At 71.1% G+C, this 2,211-nt stretch carries 1 protein-coding gene; it reads right to left on the bottom strand.

The window, feature by feature from the left end; translation table 11 throughout:
• Nucleotides 1-106: 106 nt before the first annotated feature.
• Nucleotides 107-2,211, bottom strand: a 2,105-nt coding sequence (locus EHS43_RS43050) for a glycosyltransferase family 39 protein (protein ID WP_260470982.1), incomplete at its 5' end; no start/stop codon positions are given.

Genomic DNA, 2,211 nt, shown 5'->3' with positions numbered 1-2,211 from the left:
CCTTATACGGTGTACAACGCGCTTTTTCGCCGTACGGAGCCGTACGAAGTCGCACGAAGAAAGGGGGGCGGCGACCGAAGTCGCCGCCCCCCTCCCGGGAGAACCGTCAGCCGCTCGCCTTCTGGGTGAGGTCGTAGAAGGTGGCCGAACCGACCGTGACCTTCTTGAAGTTGGCCTCGACCCACGTGGTGATCTGCGAGGACGTGCCGCTGCTGCTGCCGCCCATGCCGCCGCCGGAGCCGCTGGAGATGAAGTAGTGGATCCGGCCGTCCGCCACGTACTCCTTGAACTGGGCCAGGGTCGGGGACGGGTCCGTGCCGTTGCAGCCGCCGATCGCCATCACCGCCTCGCCGGTGGCGAGCTGGTAACTCGCCGCGTTCTGGGCGCCGATGGCCGCCGCGGCCCAGGTGTACTCAGAGGCGTCGGTCTCCAGCAGCTTCTTGGCCTCCGAGGTGACGCTCGCGCCGTTCAGCAGGCCGCCGACGCCTCCGCCGCCCATGGCACCGCCGTCGCCCGTCCTGCCGCCGGGGCCGCCCTGCTGGTTCTGGGTGCCGCCGTTGCCGTTCTGCTGGTTCTGGCCCTGCTGACCGGGCATGCCCCCGCCGGGGAAGCCGCCCATGCCACCGCCCATACCGCCGCCCTGCGTGCCGCCGTTGCCGTTCTGCTGCTGGCCCTGCTGGCCCTGCTGGCCCTGTTGGCCGGGCATGCCGCCGCCGAAGCCGCCCCGGCCGCCGCCCCCGCCCATCATGGACGCGCCCGACGGGCCCGCCGTCACGATGGAACCGGTGTGGCCCTCCTGAAGGGTGCTGATCGTGTACGCCGTCGGGCCGGCCAACGCGGCCACCAGGCCCAGGGAGGCCGCCGCGAGGGCGAGCCGGCGGCTGACGCGGCCCGCGAAGATCAGGCCGAGCGCGGCGACCAGGCCGCCGACCAGGACCAGGTACTTCAGCCAGGGCAGGTAGTCGGAGGTGCGGTTGAGCAGGACATAGCTCCAGGAGGCGGCCGCCACGACCGAGGCCGCGAGGGTGATCGACGCCCACACCTCGGCGCGCTTCTCCCAGAGGATGCCGGCGCCCATGCCGATCACGGCCGCCATGTAGGGGGCGAGGGCCACCGTGTAGTACTGGTGGAAGATGCCCGCCATGTAGCTGAAGACGACCATGGTCATCAGCAGCGAGCCGCCCCAGACCAGGAACGAACCGCGCCTGACGCTGGTCCTGCCCAGCCTGCGGGTCGCCACCAGGCCGGCGACGAGCAGGATCAGCGCGGCCGGCAGCAGCCAGGAGATCTGGCCGCCGATCTCGGAGTTGAACATCCGGTCCCAGCCGGTCTCGCCCCACTGCCCGGTGCCGCCTCCGCCGCCACCGCCGCCGACCGAACCGGTCTCGTCGCCGCTGAGGCGGCCGAAACCGTTGTAGCCGAAGGTCAGTTCAAGGAAGGAGTTGTTCTGGGAGCCGCCGATGTAGGGGCGCGAGGAGGCGGGCCACAGTTCGACGATCGCCACCCACCAGCCGCCGGAGACGACCAACGCGAGGGTTGCCGCGGCCAGTTGACCAATCCGCTTCCTGACGGAGACCGGCGCGCAGACGGCGTAGACGATCGCCAGCGGCGGCAGGATCAGGAAGGCCTGCAAGGTCTTGGCGAGGAACGCGAAACCGATCGCGACACCGGCCCACAGCAGCCACTTGGTGCGGCCGTCCTCCAGGGCGCGGACCACGAAATAGCAGGCGAGCGCCATCAGCAGCGCCAGCATGGCGTCGGGGTTGTTGAACCGGAACATCAGCGCCGCGACGGGGGTGAGCGCGAGCACGGCACCCGCGATCAGACCCGCCGCGGGGCTGAACCGGCGGCGCACCGAGGCGTACACGACGGCGACCGTGCCGACGCCCATGAGGACCTCGGGCGCGAGGATCGCCCAGGAGTTCAGGCCGAAGACCCGCACCGACAGCTCCATCGGCCACAGTGAGGCCGGGGGCTTGTCGACGGTGATCGCGTTGCCCGCGTCGAGCGAGCCGAAGAAGAACGCCTTCCAGGACTGGCTGCCGGCCTGGACCGCCGCCGAGTAGAAGGAGTTGGCGTAGCCGGAGGAGCTCAGGTTGTACAGGTAGAGCAGCAGGGTCGCGGCCAGCAGGCCCAGGAAGGCCGGGCGGGCCCAGCGGGGGTCCTCGGGACGGCCGCGCCACAGTCTGCGCACGAAGGGCTGCCGGGGGT

This window comes from Streptomyces sp. RP5T (genome assembly GCF_003933965.1).
In the GTDB taxonomy this organism is placed as follows: domain Bacteria; phylum Actinomycetota; class Actinomycetes; order Streptomycetales; family Streptomycetaceae; genus Streptomyces.
Note: the sequence above shows the minus strand (reverse complement) of the source record. Positions and strands in the feature narration are given on the sequence as shown.